The sequence below is a fragment of the Vibrio sp. V42_P2S4T144 genome (assembly GCF_009904715.1).
Classification (GTDB): Bacteria; Pseudomonadota; Gammaproteobacteria; order Enterobacterales; family Vibrionaceae; genus Vibrio; species Vibrio alginolyticus.
In genome coordinates this window covers 1-2123 of record NZ_WXWS01000023.1, presented here as the reverse complement: position 1 = coordinate 2123, position 2123 = coordinate 1, and the positions used below count along the sequence as shown (strand labels likewise).

The following is a 2123-nucleotide window of genomic DNA, read 5'->3' as shown; positions in this document are numbered from 1 at the left end:
CACGTGTACTTATTGACTTTAGGTATACAAAAAGTGGTCTAAGCATACACAACATTCATTAATTAAAAGACAAGGGTTATCTGTGAAGCAGACGTTAAAACTAACAGATATTATCGCAGTAGGCTTTATGCTATTTGCGTTCTTTTTAGGTGCGGGCAATATTATCTTTCCACCTCTAGCGGGTCAGTTAGCGGGTGAAAACTTAATGCCAGCTATGTTTGGTTTCTTGCTGACAGCGGTAGGTCTACCTCTTATTACTATCGTTGCTATTGCTGTTGCTGGTGGTTCTTGGGATCACTTAACGCAAGACCTTCCGAAAAAAGCGGCAGTTCTTATGGCTGCACTGATTTTCATCATCATTGGTCCTGCGTTTGCAGCGCCTCGTACTGGCCTAGTGGCTTACGAGATGGCGGTGAAACCTTTCTTCCTTGAGGCATCACAAACGCATCTGACAGCGTTCTCAGTGATCTTCTTTATCGCAGCGATGATGTTCTCATGGTTCCAAGGCCGTTTGATCGATCTTATCGGTAAAGTACTGACACCAGCATTGTTCGTTGGTTTGATCATTCTTGCTGTCGCTGTCTTCCTTGATCCTCAGGGCGATATGATTGGCGCGCACGGTGAATACCTAACGCAGCCTCTGACCAAAGGCTTCTTAGAAGGCTACAACACAATGGATACGTTCGCGTCATTGATGTTTGGTATGCTGATGGTTGATGCACTGCGCGGTAAAGGCATTACTGAGCGCTCTGCAACTACTAAATATCTGATCTATGCAGGTTGTATTGCTGCTGCTGGTCTTGCGTTTGTTTACATCTCACTATTTTACTTAGGTGCGACGAGTGCAACGGTTGCTGCTGGTGCTGATAATGGTGGCCTAGTGCTTAGCCAATACGTTCAAGCGTTGTTTGGTCCATACGGTCAAATCGTTCTGTCTGTCATCGTATTGCTAGCGTGTCTGACAACCGCGATTGGCTTGATTTCTGCGTGTTCAGATTTCTTCAGCTCGAAAACACCACTGTCATACAAGCAATGGGTACTGATTAATGGTTCTGTTTGTGCATTGGTTGCAAACGTTGGTCTTGCACAGCTGATTTCTCTGTCAGTGCCAGTATTGTTTGCGCTGTACCCTGTGGCGATTGCGTTGGTTGCACTAACATTTGTGCGCAGCAAACTGCCAAATCCACGTTTTGCTTACCGCGCGGTACTGCTTGTATCTCTGTTGTTTGCGTTGGTTGATGCGGCAAAAGTATCGGGTATTGATGTTTCTGCGTTTAACATGTTGCCACTATTCGAAGTCGGCATGGGTTGGGTGCTTCCAACATTTGCGGCTATCGTGTGCATGTTCTTCATCGCGAAACCTCGCCCAGAACTAGCACAAGAAACCGCGTAATCACTTCGCGTTATCAAGATAATAAAAAGCCCGATGAATTACTTCATCGGGCTTTTTACTTTTTAATGATTACGTGTTTGCGCTATTAAAGCGTGTCGTGGAATTCCACAAGAACTTGTTCACACCATTTTTCGATGCGTTCATCACTCAGTTCGTACTGTGAGTCTTCATCTAACGCAAGTCCAACAAACTTGCTGCCATCTTCGATCAGTGCTTTCGATGCTTCAAATTCGTAGCCTTCATTTGGCCAGTAACCGATAAAGGTTGCGCCTGTGGCTTGCAATTCATCGTGAAGTAAGCCCATCGCATCTAAATACCACTCTCCGTAACCTTCTTGGTCACCCAGACCAAACAGCGCTACAACTTTGCCTTTCAGTGGCGTGGTCGCGATGTCTTGCCAAATCGCGTTCCAATCTTCTTGAATTTCACCAAAATCCCAAGTTGAGATGCCAAGGAGTAATAAGTCGTAGTCCGCCATTAGTGATAACGGTGTCTCTTTCACATTGTGAATGTCGACAAGGTCTTCACCAATAAGGGTACGAATTTTCTCTGCTGCCATTTCGGTGTAGCAGGTCGTTGAGCCGTAAAAGAGTCCGATTTTCATTATATTCGTCGTTATTTGTGTTGCTGTTGTGGAAGATTCTAACCATAAATTGAGGAAGATTGCAGCGAATATCCTATGTGGGATGATTTTTTATGGTATTGGATTGGCAGGTGCTTTAATCTAAAT

General features: G+C 44.8%; 2 protein-coding genes. One reads left to right on the top strand and one right to left on the bottom strand.

Going from position 1 to position 2123, the window contains the following annotated elements; translation table 11 throughout:
* Positions 1 to 82: 82 nt before the first annotated feature.
* Entirely contained in the window at positions 83 to 1393 is a 1311-nt protein-coding gene (gene brnQ, locus CAG68_RS00670) for a branched-chain amino acid transport system II carrier protein (protein WP_005381792.1), read from the top strand.
* Positions 1394 to 1478: 85 nt separating this feature from the next.
* Here the strand turns inward: brnQ and fldB are convergent, their stop codons facing one another.
* Entirely contained in the window at positions 1479 to 1997 is a 519-nt protein-coding gene (fldB, locus tag CAG68_RS00665; RefSeq protein WP_005381790.1) for a flavodoxin FldB, read from the bottom strand.
* Between the last annotated feature and the right edge of the window lie 126 nt (positions 1998 to 2123).